At 58.2% G+C, this 14,220-nt stretch carries 18 protein-coding genes and 2 tRNA genes; 12 read left to right on the forward strand and 8 right to left on the reverse strand.

Features of this window, described 5'->3' with window-relative positions:
* The first annotated feature begins 134 nt into the window (after positions 1 to 134).
* From IB285_RS00870 to IB285_RS00895, 6 genes are all read left to right on the forward strand, one after another.
* Positions 135 to 656 carry a hypothetical protein gene (locus tag IB285_RS00870; protein ID WP_234033020.1) on the forward strand — a complete coding sequence of 174 codons (522 nt, stop codon included), beginning with the start codon at positions 135 to 137 and terminating at the stop codon, positions 654 to 656.
* Between the two features lie 9 nt (positions 657 to 665).
* A complete protein-coding gene (locus IB285_RS00875; RefSeq protein ID WP_234033021.1) occupies positions 666 to 1,046 on the forward strand; it encodes a hypothetical protein in 381 nt (126 codons plus the stop codon).
* Between the two features lie 17 nt (positions 1,047 to 1,063).
* On the forward strand, positions 1,064 to 1,588 hold the full coding sequence (locus tag IB285_RS00880; protein WP_190786401.1) for a hypothetical protein: 525 nt from the start codon (positions 1,064 to 1,066) through the stop codon (positions 1,586 to 1,588).
* On the forward strand, positions 1,585 to 2,007 hold the full coding sequence (locus IB285_RS00885) for a JAB domain-containing protein (protein ID WP_190786402.1): 423 nt from the start codon (positions 1,585 to 1,587) through the stop codon (positions 2,005 to 2,007). Before IB285_RS00880 ends, IB285_RS00885 begins: the two co-directional genes overlap by 4 nt.
* Positions 2,004 to 2,405 (forward strand): winged helix-turn-helix domain-containing protein, encoded by a 402-nt coding sequence (locus tag IB285_RS00890; RefSeq protein ID WP_328705828.1) that lies wholly within the window; start codon positions 2,004 to 2,006, stop codon positions 2,403 to 2,405. Before IB285_RS00885 ends, IB285_RS00890 begins: the two co-directional genes overlap by 4 nt.
* A gap of 86 nt (positions 2,406 to 2,491) precedes the next feature.
* Positions 2,492 to 3,307 (forward strand): crotonase/enoyl-CoA hydratase family protein, encoded by an 816-nt coding sequence (locus IB285_RS00895; RefSeq protein ID WP_190786403.1) that lies wholly within the window; start codon positions 2,492 to 2,494, stop codon positions 3,305 to 3,307.
* A 9-nt stretch (positions 3,308 to 3,316) separates the two neighbouring features.
* Here IB285_RS00895 and IB285_RS00900 read toward each other — a convergent pair whose 3' ends face one another.
* Positions 3,317 to 4,096: an acyl-CoA thioesterase gene (locus IB285_RS00900; RefSeq protein WP_190786404.1), complete on the reverse strand. Its 780-nt coding sequence runs from the start codon at positions 4,094 to 4,096 to the stop codon at positions 3,317 to 3,319.
* Positions 4,097 to 4,301: 205 nt separating this feature from the next.
* Here IB285_RS00900 and IB285_RS00905 point away from each other — a divergent pair.
* Both IB285_RS00905 and IB285_RS00910 read left to right on the forward strand, forming a co-directional pair.
* Positions 4,302 to 4,375, forward strand: a tRNA-Cys gene (locus IB285_RS00905).
* A gap of 30 nt (positions 4,376 to 4,405) precedes the next feature.
* A tRNA-Thr gene (locus IB285_RS00910) sits at positions 4,406 to 4,481 on the forward strand.
* 133 nt (positions 4,482 to 4,614) lie between these two features.
* On the opposite strand, the gene IB285_RS00915 is transcribed toward IB285_RS00910, so the two are convergent.
* The 4 genes from IB285_RS00915 to IB285_RS00930 are packed head-to-tail and all read right to left on the reverse strand — an operon-like array spanning position 4,615 to position 8,781.
* A complete protein-coding gene (locus tag IB285_RS00915; protein WP_190786405.1) occupies positions 4,615 to 5,049 on the reverse strand; it encodes a response regulator in 435 nt (144 codons plus the stop codon).
* The gene (locus IB285_RS00920) at positions 5,046 to 7,001 is read right to left on the reverse strand and encodes a sensor histidine kinase (RefSeq protein WP_190786406.1); all 1,956 of its coding nucleotides are present in this window, start codon (positions 6,999 to 7,001) and stop codon (positions 5,046 to 5,048) included. Before IB285_RS00920 ends, IB285_RS00915 begins: the two co-directional genes overlap by 4 nt.
* Before the next feature lie 8 nt (positions 7,002 to 7,009).
* Entirely contained in the window at positions 7,010 to 7,654 is a 645-nt protein-coding gene (locus tag IB285_RS00925) for a response regulator (protein WP_190786407.1), read from the reverse strand.
* 29 nt (positions 7,655 to 7,683) lie between these two features.
* A complete protein-coding gene (locus IB285_RS00930; protein ID WP_190786408.1) occupies positions 7,684 to 8,781 on the reverse strand; it encodes a sensor histidine kinase in 1,098 nt (365 codons plus the stop codon).
* Positions 8,782 to 8,969: 188 nt separating this feature from the next.
* Between IB285_RS00930 and IB285_RS00935 the strand changes: the two genes are divergently transcribed.
* From IB285_RS00935 to IB285_RS00945, 3 genes are all read left to right on the forward strand, one after another.
* On the forward strand, positions 8,970 to 9,524 hold the full coding sequence (locus IB285_RS00935) for a phosphoribosyl-AMP cyclohydrolase (RefSeq protein ID WP_190786409.1): 555 nt from the start codon (positions 8,970 to 8,972) through the stop codon (positions 9,522 to 9,524).
* Between the two features lie 84 nt (positions 9,525 to 9,608).
* A complete protein-coding gene (locus tag IB285_RS00940; protein WP_190786410.1) occupies positions 9,609 to 10,286 on the forward strand; it encodes an OmpW/AlkL family protein in 678 nt (225 codons plus the stop codon).
* A 51-nt stretch (positions 10,287 to 10,337) separates the two neighbouring features.
* Entirely contained in the window at positions 10,338 to 11,078 is a 741-nt protein-coding gene (locus IB285_RS00945) for a DUF2490 domain-containing protein (RefSeq protein WP_234033022.1), read from the forward strand.
* Positions 11,079 to 11,175: 97 nt separating this feature from the next.
* Here IB285_RS00945 and IB285_RS00950 read toward each other — a convergent pair whose 3' ends face one another.
* Genes IB285_RS00950 through IB285_RS00960 form a run of 3 tightly spaced genes read right to left on the reverse strand, consistent with a single transcriptional unit; the run spans position 11,176 to position 13,345 of the window.
* A complete protein-coding gene (locus IB285_RS00950; protein ID WP_199803317.1) occupies positions 11,176 to 11,859 on the reverse strand; it encodes an alpha/beta hydrolase-fold protein in 684 nt (227 codons plus the stop codon).
* Positions 11,856 to 13,037, reverse strand: a complete 1,182-nt coding sequence (locus IB285_RS00955) for a putative peptidoglycan glycosyltransferase FtsW/RodA (protein WP_190786411.1) — start codon at positions 13,035 to 13,037, stop codon at positions 11,856 to 11,858. The genes IB285_RS00950 and IB285_RS00955 overlap by 4 nt, the downstream gene beginning before the upstream one ends.
* Positions 13,034 to 13,345, reverse strand: coding sequence for a PadR family transcriptional regulator (locus tag IB285_RS00960; RefSeq protein WP_190786412.1), 312 nt, complete (start codon positions 13,343 to 13,345; stop codon positions 13,034 to 13,036). Before IB285_RS00960 ends, IB285_RS00955 begins: the two co-directional genes overlap by 4 nt.
* Before the next feature lie 609 nt (positions 13,346 to 13,954).
* On the opposite strand from IB285_RS00960, the gene IB285_RS00965 reads away from it, so the two are divergent.
* Positions 13,955 to 14,209: a hypothetical protein gene (locus IB285_RS00965; RefSeq protein WP_407925595.1), complete on the forward strand. Its 255-nt coding sequence runs from the start codon at positions 13,955 to 13,957 to the stop codon at positions 14,207 to 14,209.
* The last annotated feature ends 11 nt before the right edge of the window (positions 14,210 to 14,220 follow it).

A 14,220-nucleotide genomic window follows, 5' to 3' on the forward strand; every position in this document is an offset into this window, starting at 1 on the left:
TTCGGAGCAATCGCGCGCACAGTGCGTTAACCATGTTGTCAGAAGCAAACTAAATGGAGAGAAAGATGCCGCCCCAAGCGGCGCGGCCGCTAACCGAAAGGCAGCAGGCCGTGATGGAAAGAATTGATCGCCGCATGCCAATAAAGGTGATCGCTCAGGAACTTGGCGTCTCTGAGACGCGGATAAACCAGCACATCCGCGCCCTTAAGAATATCTTTGAAGTGAGCAATCTGGGCGATCTGGTCGAGCGCTACCGCGAGACAAACGCCACCGAGCCTGTTCCGGAATCCGCAGATATCTCGGCTCAGCAGGCGCCCCCTCAAGACATTGAGAAGGCCTTCAGCGAACCTGTATACAATAAAAATCAGGTCCCGCTTAACGACCCGAAGAGCAACAACGGTGAACGGGTCGACCAAGGCGAACTCGTGATGAGCGATGTTCTTCCCCTGATCGAACAGGCGCCGTGGCTGCGTCCTGGCGAACCAAAGGTCGTCCCTGGGGTGCTCGACGGCGAACATGCCGTCCTGTTTCGCTTCGCTGCCGTAATCGGCATCGCTTTCGGCATATTGGCCGCGGTGGTGCTATCCGTGACTGCGGCAGTCGCATTGAGCGATGCAATGGACGGGAAAGCGCGCGTCCCCGTGGAACAAGCTTAGTCCCGCCTTTTGAGCAATCGCGGGTTCGGAGATAATAAAATGACGGATCGCGTATTGAATGATGCTCACAACCTTAAAAAGCTTATTCGCGAGGCAGAAGCGCTGGCTGACGAATCCATGATCGCATTTACGCGCCTTAAACAGGCCATGCTCGCCGCGCGTCAGAACCCAGCCGTGGAAGTCCATACCGGCCAGCGCGCATTGATGCGCCTGAACCAGGCAGAGGCACAGGCCATGGCAATGTCGACCAGCCTGCTGCGTGTTCACGATGAACTCAGCAAGGTCGCGCGGGAAAAGATGGGCGGCGATTCAAGCAATATCCCAACCGAAGTGCCAGAAGCTGCCATTGGTGAGGCGCAGGCAACCGATGCGTTAGTCGAAGACGCCTGACCGACAAATGGCTCGGCATGCTTGAAGTGATCTTCGAGAACCGCGCCCTGGCGCAGCAGTTCGTGAGCATCCTGCTTGGGCTTGCGATGTTGCGCTGGGGCGGCGCGCCTGAACGAGCGGTCGCATGTGTCTTCGTCGGCCTGTTGATCCTTCCGATAGTGGTCATAGAGGCAATCACCGGAGACGCTCTGATCTTCGCAGGCGGAGGCGTTTATTTTGCCACGATGGATACGGTCACCGCGATAGCTTTCACGATGATCGCACTCTACGCCAATCGAAACTACACTCTCTGGATCGCGGGTTTTCAAGTTGTGGCGGCTTCGGCTCATGCGGTGCGCTTCGCCGTTGACGTGGTGACACCATTAGCACACGCCGTCCTTGTCATAGGGCCGTCCTATTTTCAGATCATCCTCATGGCCCTGGGGCTCTTTCGGCACATCCGACGTAAGAAGCTTTACGGCGAATATCGCGATTGGCGGGTTCCAATCCGATTTCCATTCGGACCCGGCAACCTAGCCGGACCGGCGGGTAAGAATCCATGACCGCTATTTCTCAGCGACACTTCAATGAAGTCACAGACGCGCAAGCTGCGCAGACGACGTCGCTGGTCGATTATCTGCGTGGCAAAGTTCTCGATGAATGCTCTCATCGCGAGCGACTGCATACGATTTTTCTGGATCGCAACCGACGTTACCTCGCCGACGAAAGCATGGGCCAGGGAAGTGGAGCATTCCTGTCGCTCAGGATGCGGGAGATTTTTGGTCATGCGCTGGCTTGCGGATCGAGCAATCTGATCGTTGCGCATAACCATCCGTCGGGGGACTGCCGGCCGAGCGACAGGGATATTTCCGCAACGCGCCGCCTGATCGAGGTTGGCAGAGCGCTCGATATCGAGCTGATCGATCATCTTATCATCACACACCGCTCGGTTTATTCCATGCGAGCAGGGGGCAATCTGTGAATTCAAGTGCCGCAACCAGTGTTTTTCCTGACAGCGATACCCTGATCCCCCGGTTTCGCGAGGCGGGCGACATCACCCTCGATCTCTTCCACCGTGACGGACGGATCGCCGATCGTTGGCTTGCCCTTTATCCAAGAGAATTTGAACTACTCTGGCGTCTGGCTGAACAGCCCGGCGAGCCCATGAGCCGGAGGGAATTGCTTGCGGATGTCTGGCGGATCAATTTCGATCCCGAAACGAATAGCGTCGCCGTCCATGTCGCGAGGGTGCGAGCAAAGCTGGGTTTGTTCGGACTCGCAGGCATGCTGGCGACAGACCCTGAGCGCGGATATTACCTCGACATTCCATCGGATCAGAGCGTTTTCCTCTTCGACAAAGGCTCCGCCGACCGGCTTTGAGGTTGCCGCGGATATGGACTTGCGAAACGCGGCCTCTATCATGCGACTGGCACACAGATCGCAACGTCACGATACCGAGGACCGAAATGCCAACTGCCACCATGCCCGCAAACGACCGGATCGCCATAGAATTGGGTGATGACGGGGTCGCACAGGTCAGGTTGACCCGTGCCGACAAGATGAATGCGCTCGACCCCGAAATGTTCGAGCGGATCATCGAGGCGGGCAGCGTTTTGCAGCGAACAAAAGGGCTGCGCGCGGTGGTGCTGTCGGGCGAGGGTAAGGCCTTTTGCGCGGGTCTAGACACCTCCAGCTTTGCCCGGGCACCGAGCCCGGACGAGCCGGAACTTACCGAGCGCACTTACGGAAATTCCAACAAGTTCCAGCAGGTGGCGATGCAGTGGCGAAAGCTTCCCGTCCCGGTCATCGCAGCCGTGCATGGCGTGTGTTTCGGCGGGGGTTTGCAGATCGCGAGTGGCGCGGATTTTCGCATCGTCCATCCGGAAACGCGAATGGCAATCATGGAGCTCAAATGGGGCCTCGTCCCCGATATGGGCGGCTACGCGCTCTGGCGCGGGCTCGTGCGAGACGACGTGCTGCGAGAGCTTATTTACACCAACCGTGAGTTCTCTGGCGCGGATGCCAAGGAATTGGGTCTAGCAACCTATGTCGACGAAGACCCGCTGGCGCGCGCGACGGCGATCGCCGCCGAGATTGCGAATCGCAATCCGCACGCCATCCGTGCAGCAAAACGGCTTCAGGCCGGCATGCTTGAGCGCGACACCGATGCGATCCTGCTCGAAGAAAGCATCGAGCAGCACGCGATCATGCGGACGAAAAATCAGGTCGAGGCGGTTATGGCCGGAATGGAAAAGCGCAAAGCCAGCTTCGAGGACGTGTAACGCGCCGCTTCAGCCGAAGACTGCAACGCATTGCAGACCTTCGATAACCTGGCGGCCATCGCTGTCCCACATGCGCAAACGCTCGGAAGAGTAACCGCTATCGGCATATTGGCTCGCATTCTCCGCGAGGTACCAGCCGCCCTCTGACTGGGTGAACGGGTCGAGCACGTTGAACGACCAGTTGATCGAGCTGATAGGCCCCATACGCTGCATAATGCGCATCGCTCCGGGCGGCATCACGTCGCCCATCAGTACCAGCTTGCTAACCGGATCGAGGTCATGGTCCTCGGTCAGCCGCGCCCAGCGCCGGATGGTCGCGCCGTGGTCGGCCTCTTTGTCCTGGCCGTAGCGCAATTCGAAGTTGTTCTGGATGAAGGCGGGGCCCTGACCTTTCATGGCCTGCGGGCTGTCCTCCGGAGCGCCCGGCCAATCGGCAAGATCATCGGCCGCCCGCTTCGCATTGGCGTCGCGCTGCGCCGCAAACAGCCAGAACGCGGTGAGCGCTGTCTTGCCGCCGGAATGAATTTCGCTTCGGACCTGCGTGACATTCCTGCCCTCGCGGATAATTTCCGCATGGAGCTCTATTTCCTCGCCAATCGGCGCCACAAAGCCGATTTGTGCCGCGCGAAGGGGAGGGAGACCCGTGAATGCGCGCTGCGCCATCGTGTAGGCAACCAGAGCGGATGCCCCGCCGTAAAGCGTGCGTCCCTGCATCCAGTCGGCCGCATGGACGAGCCGCGCCGGGCCGGGCTGCCCGGTGATGGGCTCGAGTAGGCTTGCGATAGTCATGAGCGCCCGTTTGCCCGGCTCTGCGCGGTCGGTCCAGACTGACGTTGCGTAAAGGCGCGTTCCAAAAGCGGCGCTTACAGCGCGATATATTGGGGATTAGCAGCCAATGCGAAGGGCAAAGCGATTGGCGGATTGCCTTTATCGCAGCGAATCGCTAGTGCGCGCGCTCCGTTTGCTGTTAAGCGATGCAAGCAGCAGGTGGCTCGGCCCGATGGCGGAGTGGTTACGCAGAGGACTGCAAATCCTTGCACGCCGGTTCGATTCCGGCTCGGGCCTCCATTCCCGGTCGCGAAAAGCGCGACCCGCAGTGCCGCTTTAGCTCAGTTGGTAGAGCACATCATTCGTAATGATGGGGTCACGTGTTCGAGTCACGTAAGCGGCACCATTCTGTCTTATAAATCAATGGCTTGCGGGCTTTATAGGCGATGCAGGGCTAATCACACTAATTGAGTGGCAAAGCGTTGTACGCAGCGCGTAAACACGATAAATCGCACGGCCGACCTTGGATTTGCTGCTGTTTAAGGTTTCAGACGGGAGTACAGTATGCGCGTCTCAAGCAGATTCGAGATACGCAAGCCAACCTCAATCACGTCGAACGGTTTCGACACAAAGTCTTTGGCACCAAGAGCCAGGGCCCTTCGCCGGGCCTGGACCGTCGTATCCGCCGTCAGCACAAGGATCGGGCGAAATTCGTCCGCGGCATCGTGTCGTCCGAATGATTCGAGCAGCTGAAACCCATCTACTTCGGGCATCATGAGATCGAGAAGGACGATATCGGGCTCGAACTCCATGTATGTTGCGAGCGCTTCGCGCGGATCTGTAAGGCACTCGATCTGAGAGTATCCCTCACGCTCAAGCACGTTGCGAAGGAGTGCGATGTTGGCCTCTTCGTCATCGATAGCGAGGATGCGGCACGAGAGGATTTCGTCGCTATCAACCAGCCGCTTGGTCATGCTGTTGCTTCTCCTGCCGCGTTGTTGGGCGCACCGGCCCCAGCTGCACTTTTACGAACGGTGAAGCAAAAGCGTGCTCCTTTGTTCGCGGCCTCATAGGTGAGACCTCCGTCCATCGATTCAGCTAGACTCTTCGACAAAGCGAGACCTAAGCCCGTACCTTCGATCTTGGCGCGATCCTGCTGTCCTAGCCGATCGAATGCCGTGAAAAGCCGCGGTACATCGGCGGGCGCGATGCCGGGCCCGTCATCTTCTACGATAAACGCAACCGTATCGTCCCAAAGTGCTGCTCCCAGACGCACCGAGCAACCGGAAGTATTGTACTTAGCCGCGTTGCCGATGAGATTCAGCACGACCTGCGTTGCCCGGCGCCGGTCGGCCAAGACGCTGCAGTCCTCTGTCGGAATGTCCAGATCGAAACGGAGGCCTGCGCTTGCAACGATCGGCGCCGCCAACGCGTACAAGTCCTGCAGAAATACGGCCACCGGCACAGGTTCGATTTCGACATCGGTCGCGCCGGCTTCGATACTGGAAATATCGAGCAGATCATTGATGAGTGAAAGTAGGTGTCTTCCGGCTTTTGCGATCTGTCCGATCGCCTCGCGGTGGTGACTTTCGAACTCTTCTTCGGAGATTTCCAGCAACTGACCGAAGCCCAGGATCGCATTGAGCGGCGTCCGTAATTCATGGCTGGTGCGCGAAAGGAATTGCGTCTTCGCGCGGTTGGCCGCAACGGCTTCTTCGCGCGCCAAACGCAACGCTTCTTCGCTTCGGCGGCGTTCGGACATGTCACGCGTGACTTTAGCAAAGCCCTGAAGTTCGCCTTCCTCATCGCGCAAGGCGGTAATGACGACATTGGCCCAGAAACGCGTACCGTCCTTTCGCACACGCCAACCCTCGTCCTCCGCCGCGCCTTCGGCGCGTGCTCGCTCGAGCATTTGAGCAGGAAGGAAATCCCGCGTCTCCTCGGGATAAAACCGGCTAAAATGCTGATTTAGGATCTCGTCCGCGCTCCAACCTTTGATGCGCTTGGCCCCGAGATTCCAGCTCGTAACAACGCCATCCTTATCAAGAGTGAAGATGCCATAATCGCGCACCCTTTCTATAACGAGACGAAACCGTTCTTCGCTCGCGCGCAGGTCTTCCTCGCGTGCCCGCAGAAGGGCGCTGGCGCGAGTCAAGCGCTTCGCAAGTCTGCCGATTTCATCTGATTCCTCCGGCAGCTCACGAAGCCGCTCCCCGCGGGCGAGCTTCCCGGCGTTCTCCTCCAGCCGGCTTACCCGCCGGACAATACCGGTCGAGAATAGATACACACCCGCGATGCTGCCCAAGAGACCGATAACCGCGCTTACGGCGGTGAGACCGAGAAATCCGGTTCGCACGTTGTCGACGAGGATCTGGCGCCGCTCTAACACAATCGCTTCCGTGCGCTGCACTTCCTCTACCGCCATTCGCACGGCGTCGAGCGATTGCCTGTTATCCAGCAAAGCGTTTTCTAGGCTTATCTCGCTGATTGTGTTTGGAGCGCCCGCGAGTGCGACAGTCGAAGAGAGCCCATCTCGTTTGGTCGCCACAACCTCCTGCAAGTATTCGAAATGGCCGCGCACGACCTCGTCTTCGATAGCTATGTCGAGGCGATTCATCGTGGCAGGCAAGTCGGTTTCTGCCCTCTTATAAGGCTCCAAGAATCGCTCTTCGCGCGTCAGGACAAAACCCCGCACCCCGGCGGCCGCCTCTGCCAGCAAGGCGTGCACCTGGTAGGTGTCGCGCTGAATGGCAAATGCCCGGCGAACATCATCTTCGGCTTCGGCCTCGGCAGAGCTCGCTAGATACAGCGAAAAGAGTGCGCTGAGCAGGATTGCCAGCGGCAGCGCGATGACGACAAGGCCTTTGAAGGCTAGAGGGCGATCGGTCCAAAAACGCAGATTGGATTTCAAGGGTTCTTCGGTCATGGCGACGCTCAAAGCGCTTCAGACTTCATCTGAACGACCTTCACCGCCGCTTGCGTCCTGTCTGTCACGCCCAATTTTCCGATGATCCGTTCGACATGCACCTTGACGGTCGCCGGGCTGATTTCGAGCCGCCTTGCGATCTCTTTGTTGGTAAGACCTTCCGCGATCAATTCCACCACGTCCTGCTCGCGCTTCGTGAGCAAATCCTCAAGGCCCTTTTCCTTCTGTCGCGTCGGTGTTTCCTTCATGGCTGCGCTTACCAGATCGATTGGGAGTGCAGATTGCCCAGCCAGAACACTATCAATCGCCGAGCACAAATCATCTATAGCGGTGTCTTTAAGCACGTAGCCTGAAGCACCCGCCACTAACGCTTCGCGCACATAACCCGGCATATCGTGGAGCGTGAGCATGATGATCTGGCTCGAAAGGCCTAATGCCGCGATCTGACGAGTAGCCTCCAAGCCATCAATTCCAGAGCCCAAGCGCACATCCATCAGTATGACCTCGGGAACTAGTTCCTGCGCCAGTCTAATGGCTTCTTCGCCGGTAGAGGCTATGCCGATGACATTGCGTCCATTCTCGACGAGTAGAGCTTTCAGGCCCTCCCTCGCGAGTTGGTGGTCATCGACAATCAGGATACTCGTAGAGGACAAGTCAATCTCTTTCGGCCAATCAGTCTTCGTCAGTCGCCGGGAAGCCGCGCTTCGACAACGACGCCGCCATTCTCGCCCGGCTTCCACATGAGACTACCGCCAATGCCTGCCATTCGCTCGCGCATGACGTCGATACCAACTTGGCTGCCGGGTGCGGGCGGCTTCGACGACAGCATCGCGGCTGAACCCTTTCCATGATCTGTGATGCGCAAGATGCGTTCGCTCCCCGGGGCGAGATGCGCCTCTATGGAGACATCGCAGGGCACGCTTGCGTGCTTTCGGATGTTGGATACCGCCTCTTGCGCCACGCGGAAGAGCGCGGTTTCCACCAGTGGAGGTAAGCGCGTCTCGTCGTTATCGAGGACCCTCGTTACCTTGCAACGATCGGCCTCGAGTCCATCCGCAAGCGAATGTAAAGCTGGCACGAGGCCCAAATCGTCGAGCAGGGTCGGGCGCAACCCCGCGATGACACGCCGCAATTCCGAAACGAGACCCCGAGCAATCTCTGCCGGTTTGGCCACGCATGCTCCCCCTTGCCGGCTTTCGGCCCCAATCTGAGCGCTCTCAAGTAAGCGAACCAGCGCCGTCGCAGTCTGCGCGACACCGTCATGCAGTTCGTGTGAGACCCGTCTGCGCTCTTCCTCCTGCGCGGTGAAGATGCGTTCGACCAGCCGTTCAAGGCTTCGCTCTCGATCCTGCAGCGCCGCAAGCAGGTCTGCCTTCTCGCGCTCGCGGTGGACCCGGTCGATTGCTGCTCCCATCAGGTCGAGCTGGATTCTCGCCGCTTCGCGATCTTCAGGGTCGGCAATCGGATCGATCGAATCGAGGTTTCCGATAGACATGCGGCCGACGATGTCGCCATACGGTCCCGGAGCAGTGAGCGGCAATCCGCCCGTATCATCCGCGTTGAGCAGCACCGCTTTCTTGAAGCCAAGGAAGAAGGCCAGCCTCTGGCCGCATTCGCCGAGCACCTCGCTAAGGCTTTCTCCGTCTGCTCCCGCTAGAGCTCGCTCGGTTTCAGAGATGAGACGAATACGCGCAGCACGGCCTTCGGCCGCGCGATAGAGCTCGCGCAGATCTGCAATCGTCTCTCTATTGGACGTTACGATGTCTGCCTCTTGGTTCATGCAGCCACTTTAGGGCGTCTGCTGAAAACTGCATAGGCCATCCGGCCTAGGCCTGCGAGCCTGCCACTCGGCGGATTTGTGCGCCTCATGCCTCCCCTATCTCTTGATCGAGGGTTTTCGACGCCCGGACACCAGTCGAACGATGTTTGCAGTAATTGCGAACTCGCTGAGTGAAAAGGAGAATACAGATGAAGAAGACGATCAAGACTGCCATAGGCCTGGCCGCGGTTTCCGCCCTTGCAGCGCCGGCTCTTGCCAACACCACCCCCATCACGACCGAGGAAGTCGAAGCCGCACAGAAAGAATGGGGCGAAGGTATTGTCGCAATCAGCGCGGCCCACGCGAATGGCGGCGACTACGAGGAGCGCGCTCGCGAGCATCTCGACACTCTCTACAACTACGACAACGGTACGGTCCTCTTCAAGCCGACCCTTGCTGCTGAAGACCAGTTCCGCGGTACCTACGAAGAAGCGCTGAGCTACTTCGTGAAGGGTATGCGCGCCGAAGACAGCGGCTTCGCGATCAAGGGCTGGACCGATGTCCGCTTCGAAAACGAAGGCATCGTCACCGATGATGACAACGCGATGGCCATGGGCAACTACTTCTTCACTTTACCCGACGGTTCGGTGACGAAGGTCGAATACACCTTCGGCTATGTTCGCGGCCCCGATGGTGAATTGAAGATCAACACCCATCACAGCTCCATGCCGTTCCAGCCGACGACGGTCAGTTCGGCGAACTAATTCGGCAATTCAGCAGTGGGGCGGGCGCGCTCTGTCCGAGATGTCCGCCTCCGTGGCTGTATCTCCCATAAAAGGAGAACGAAAATGATCCCAAGCAAATATGGTCTTTTGTTCGGCGCGCTCGCGCTTCCCCTCGCCGCTCCGGCGATTGCGCAGGATCGTCAGGGTTCGGTGCAAGTCAAAGGCTTCGTCACAACCGTCCTACCCGAAGGCGAAATCACGGAAGTCGAAATCGACGAGATCGGACTGCCTGCGGGCTCGGACGTGCGAGCTACGGATTCGGTCATTCCCAAAGCTACGATCGAATACTTTGTGACAAACAATTTCTCGCTCGAGACTTATTGCTGCGTATCGCCGCATGACGTTCGCGGCACCGGCACCCTCGGCGGTGCGGAGCTCATTAACGATGCGATCATCCTGCCGGCCACGTTGACAGCGAAGTATCACTTCGATCTCGGCAGCACCATCAAGCCCTATATCGGTGCAGGTCCCGCTTACTTCTTCATTTTCGACGAAGGTGTCGGCGCTGATGCGGCGGCTCTGGGTGCAACCAATGTCGATCTGTCGGACGAATTCGGCGTCGCGCTTCAGGCGGGTGTCGATATCGCGCTGAACGACAGCGGCCTCGGCCTTTCTTTCGATGCCAAACGCTACTTCATCGGAACGACAGCCACTTTCCGTGCCGGCGAGGAAGTCGCACTAAGGACCGAACACGACCTCGATCCATGGATACTCAGCGGCGGATTGTCTTACCGTTTCTGAGTTAACCTCGGCGGCCAATCGCCCCTTACTATGTTGAAAGCCCCCCTGCGATTGGCCGCCAACCTCTCGGAACCCTCTCTCCAAGCAAGCACCGAGAATTCTTCTATGCATTTTTCCCGCTTCTCGTTGGGTGGCGCCATTGCGCTCGCCCTTTTCGCCACCGCTTCCCCGGCCTCGGCCACCGAGGAAGACTTCAACATCTGGACCGGTCAGTTCATCGTTGTCGATCTCAACGAAGAGGGCGATTGGTTCGTGCGCGGCGAAGCTCAGGAGCGCTTTACGGACGATGCCGATCGGCTCGGACAGCTGCTTCTCCGCTCTCTTGTGGGCTACCGGATCAACGATCGGGTCAGTATCGGGGGCGGATATGCCTATATTCTCACCGATCCAGTCGGCCCCGTGGAGGTCAACGAGCACCGCTTCTATCAGGAGCTGAATGTCAGGTTGGTAGAAACGTCGGGCGGCCTGACAATCGACTCTCGCACTCGACTAGAACAGCGGACCTTCGAGGAAGGGGACCAAACAGCATGGCGATTCCGCAACTTCGTGCAGCTTCGCGCTTCGATCACGCAAAACAACAAGGTCATCGCCTATACCGAGCCATTCATCGAACTCAACGAAACCGAATTCCAGCGGGGCGGCCTCAGCGTCTGGCGTAACTTCGTAGGCGTTTCATTCCCGTTGGCTGAAGGTATCGAAGTAGTCCCAGGTTATCTCAATCAGTATGTCATAAGAGACGGCGAAGACCGCATTGACCATATTGCGAACGTGAACTTGTTTCTGAATTTCTGAGCAGATCTAGGGCCGAAACGCGATGGTCCGCAATCGGCTCAATCAAGGCCTCGGGTTCGACAGCTTCTCAGCGAGGAATGACAAGATCATTTCCCAGCTATCCTCGCGAGCGTCGTTGTTCGATTTGGCGCTTCCACCCATTTGCCCCGTTGCGCCGCGCCGCATCTTTCATCTCCTGAAACGAAGCGAAGGGAGAGAGCGCATAGACGCCCGGGCATAACGCCGCGACCTTATCAAACTGCGAAGAGTAGGTCAGCCCAGCGACAAGCACATTGAGCCCGCCCATTGACTCGCCCAAAAGCAATCGACGCTCTGGTTCGCCCAACTCCTCCTCGATCAACGCCATTCGCTTCATGAAGTCTTCCAGCAAGCCGCTATCCGGCTGCGTGCCGTTTGGGGCGAGAAGCCAAGTCGGTCCATAGGACATCGTCACAACTGTCGGGGGCAGAGTGCCTGTGCGCTGCCATTCAGCCTGGATAAGGCCCGTATAATAGGTATCGTCATTCCAGATCGTCTCTTCGAGATTGCGTCCGTGCAGGTGGTAGACTACGTCGCCATTGGTGCCCCCCTTCGCCCTACTCACGCAATAACGGAGGGGCCCTGAGGCCGAGCAGTCTTTTTCTGCTGGCTGAAAAACTACTGCTTGAGCGCCGCGCGTCCGGGTGAGCTCCGTCCAGCCGAGATATCCAAGGACAAAGATGAGGCACGGAAGAAGCCAATATCGGTGTGTTCTAAGGAAAGACATCGCCAATTGAATGCGTATCATCCCGAACTTCTTCATGCGACCAGGCAGCGCACAAACCGCGACACATCGATCAGTTTTAGAGGCGGCAGTAGCTTCGCGCTAGAAGGAAGCTGCTGGGCGCGGGAGTTTGGGGAAATCAAAATGCCGAGGCTGATCAGATATCCGAGGATTGCGCTGCCGCCATATCCTATGACTGGCGTTGGAGAATGACCAAAGACTGCCGCAAGAATGAGGCCGCCCCATACAGCCGCGAACGTGACGCACTGGGCACGATCGATAGTCCGGGACATGCACCCGTAGATAGCAGGGGCTAGGAGAAGCAATACTCCGATAGAGGCCGCCATGGCCGTACCGGAGTGGAGATCGAATGCGATGGCGAAGACATCGTCCGCATAGGGCGATGTCGGGATCTCTACCGGCACCGTCGCTACATATGTAAAGGCTGCCACACTCCCTGCGAGCGCGATCAAACTGGATCGTCTGAGCTGCCCATAGGCGATAGACGCAAGGCCGAGCACCAATATCCCAGACATTGCCTTGTCTGGTTGGAACGCGATGGCAATCACGGTCAGCATAACTCCGAGCATTGAAGCATGGCTGGACTGACGCGCGTGAATTATCATAATTGCGGGAAGAAAGATGAAACTGGGCTGTAGGACCAGCGCGCCAAAGCTAGCCCATCGCGAAGCGCCCGCGACCGACGTGCCGGTGAGCGCGGTCGCCACCAGAGCGAGCGACATTAGCAGGACGGCTATGTCACTGACCCTTCGAGAAAAGGCCGGACGGCTTGCAATCACGAGCGCTCCCGCGAGCCCGCAAACCAACGCCCCCGCATTCGATGCGATCATGTATGTCGGGGCATCGACAGCGTGGAGGTAAGCACAGCCGAGGAGCACAGCTCCGATTGCACAGGAGAACCCGACAACCATGATGGCCGAACGGCGCGAAGCATCGACGTCTAGGCCCTTGGCACCTGCACCACTCGGAAACCGGGCATTCCCTACTATGTCGATCAAAGCGCAAAGCCAATCGGCCAGCACTAGAAGCGTGATACCGCGAGCGGCACCAGCCGCGAAGAGAAGAGCGGCTCCATCGCAAGGAATGCTGTCGACCTCCGCGCGAGCCGCGTGCGCCCAAGGCTTCCGAGCTACCGGGAGCCCCGCGACGAGCATGTCGCAGATCAGATTGCTCGCGAGCCGTGCAAACTTGATCATGCGGAAGCTGTCCCAGTCGCCGGCTTCCCGCCTGATCGAACTTCGGGACGGTTGCGCATCGCGAGTTCGATACCTTCAGCCGTGAGTCTGTATATCTGTCGCGGAGGGCGACCTGGCATGTCGGGCTTCTGCCACTCAGCTTCCAAAAACCCTTGGTCGGCGAGCCGTATCAGAAGTGGATACAAGGTGCCTGATTTAATGTCCGCGGCCTGCATGATCTCGTAGCCATGAGAACCACGCTGGCCTGCCTCCACCAAAACTTGAAGCAGCTTCTTTGCTTGAGGCGACAGGGAACGCGAGCGGGGCATACAAGCCTAATCTACCTATGTAGATTTAATTGCAAGAGCAATTTGTAATCGCATCCAATCGCTTGGCTATCGCGTTCTAGCGTTAGACCAAGACGGCAGATATTGGGAGAGTTGCATCTGATCTTCGGCGTCCGGAATCAGGGTCATAACCTGAAAAGCTGTTTTCGGGCCTATCAGCTTGTGGCCGACTGTCGCCTTCCGGCTCCCGATCCTCGTCATCCATGTAAGCAAGTCCGGCAGTGGTAAGAGGCGGGTCTGAGAGATTATTGCCGTGCCATGGGTCCTGGTGCCAGGCCGTTGTCTGCCTCTTCAAACAGATCAGCTCAGTGAAAAGCCCGGAGTCACTCTGCATTAAGATGGCGGGTCACAAGAAACGGCGTCAACTGACACTAAGTTGCGCTTGAGCTATGCCCCGCCAGCGTAGGTTGCGCCTTGCTTGGCTATTCGTAATGATTGGGTCACGTGTCGGAGTAACGTAAGCGGCACCAGGAACATCCGAACCAGATACAGCTTGGTCCCAGCACACGATCGAATCCGGCGCTCGGTGACCTGAGGCAGCACATCCGCGCTTGCATCGCGGGCGCAGAGGTTTAGCGCCGCATTATGGACATGGAACATCTGCTGCTTCGCTATTTCGGCACCACCGAGCTGGGGGAGGTACAGGTCGATGCGATCCCTGCGGCAACGGACCGGATGCTGGTCGATCTCGGGCTCGAGAAAGACCGCGGCAAAAGGTTCGGCCTCTGGAGCCTACTTTATATGCTTGACGCCGCGCCTGACCTGGATGTCGCTTTTGAGGACGAGGCCGACCGTGAGGCTGCGCGCAATTTCATGGATCTCGTCGCGTCGGCGGGACAGGACTAAAGAGCGTGTCG

Source organism: Erythrobacter rubeus, from assembly GCF_014705715.1.
Classification (GTDB): Bacteria; Pseudomonadota; Alphaproteobacteria; order Sphingomonadales; family Sphingomonadaceae; genus Erythrobacter; species Erythrobacter rubeus.

Coding starts and splice junctions, on each gene's coding strand:
- IB285_RS00870 (WP_234033020.1), top strand. CDS start 135: ATGCCAATAAAGGTGATCGCTCAGGAACTTGGCGTCTCTGAGACGCGG.
- IB285_RS00880 (WP_190786401.1), top strand. CDS start 1,064: ATGCTTGAAGTGATCTTCGAGAACCGCGCCCTGGCGCAGCAGTTCGTG.
- IB285_RS00885 (WP_190786402.1), top strand. CDS start 1,585: ATGACCGCTATTTCTCAGCGACACTTCAATGAAGTCACAGACGCGCAA.
- IB285_RS00895 (WP_190786403.1), top strand. CDS start 2,492: ATGCCAACTGCCACCATGCCCGCAAACGACCGGATCGCCATAGAATTG.
- IB285_RS00900 (WP_190786404.1), bottom strand. CDS start 4,096: ATGACTATCGCAAGCCTACTCGAGCCCATCACCGGGCAGCCCGGCCCG.
- IB285_RS00915 (WP_190786405.1), bottom strand. CDS start 5,049: ATGACCAAGCGGCTGGTTGATAGCGACGAAATCCTCTCGTGCCGCATC.
- IB285_RS00920 (WP_190786406.1), bottom strand. CDS start 7,001: ATGACCGAAGAACCCTTGAAATCCAATCTGCGTTTTTGGACCGATCGC.
- IB285_RS00930 (WP_190786408.1), bottom strand. CDS start 8,781: ATGAACCAAGAGGCAGACATCGTAACGTCCAATAGAGAGACGATTGCA.
- IB285_RS00935 (WP_190786409.1), top strand. CDS start 8,970: ATGAAGAAGACGATCAAGACTGCCATAGGCCTGGCCGCGGTTTCCGCC.
- IB285_RS00940 (WP_190786410.1), top strand. CDS start 9,609: ATGATCCCAAGCAAATATGGTCTTTTGTTCGGCGCGCTCGCGCTTCCC.
- IB285_RS00950 (WP_199803317.1), bottom strand. CDS start 11,859: ATGAAGAAGTTCGGGATGATACGCATTCAATTGGCGATGTCTTTCCTT.
- IB285_RS00955 (WP_190786411.1), bottom strand. CDS start 13,037: ATGATCAAGTTTGCACGGCTCGCGAGCAATCTGATCTGCGACATGCTC.
- IB285_RS00960 (WP_190786412.1), bottom strand. CDS start 13,345: ATGCCCCGCTCGCGTTCCCTGTCGCCTCAAGCAAAGAAGCTGCTTCAA.
- IB285_RS00965 (WP_407925595.1), top strand. CDS start 13,955: ATGGAACATCTGCTGCTTCGCTATTTCGGCACCACCGAGCTGGGGGAG.